This window comes from Gilvimarinus gilvus, from assembly GCF_030518155.1.
GTDB classification, from domain to species: domain Bacteria; phylum Pseudomonadota; class Gammaproteobacteria; order Pseudomonadales; family Cellvibrionaceae; genus Gilvimarinus; species Gilvimarinus gilvus.
In genome coordinates, this window is record NZ_JAULRU010000358.1 from 1 (window position 1) to 534 (window position 534).

The 534-nt window shown below is 46.1% G+C and carries 1 protein-coding gene; it reads left to right on the top strand.

Annotation, left to right across the window (positions count from 1 at the left end; translation table 11 throughout):
* On the top strand, positions 1-534 hold a 534-nt coding region (locus QWI17_RS06070; protein WP_302721626.1), incomplete at both ends, for a tetratricopeptide repeat protein.

Genomic DNA, 534 nt, shown 5'->3' on the forward strand with positions numbered 1-534 from the left:
ACTCATATCACGGTCTGAGGGTGAAGAATGGATTTCTCAATTATACTCCGCTCATGCGACCCCCACAGCAAATGGAGATAGAAGCAAAGTAATTCAAGCATATCGAATTGCCAGCTTATTCCAAGAAACGGGACAGTATGATGACGCTCGATACGCTTGGGAAGCGCTCACAAAGGTCTTAGGCGAAAACGCTTATTGCACTTGCAAACTAGCTGAAAGCTATCTTCTTGAAGAAAAATCAGTAATCGCTCTCGACCTATATCAACGTGCAGCAGGGCTGAATCTGAATTTCAGCTGGGCGCATTTAGGTATCAGCGTATGCCAGAGGTTGATGGGGAACATTATCGCGGCAGAAAACTCACTGGCGTTTGCACAAGCACTACCTAAACGTGGGGAAATAGCCAAACATCTGCAGTTAGTCAGCATGGACCTGCTACCGAACAGAGTTGAGCGTTTGATCGCACAAAAGGATCGAGCAGGCGCCTTGGAACTTCTTTACAAAATCTTGCTATCCAATCCGCAACAAATGTATGC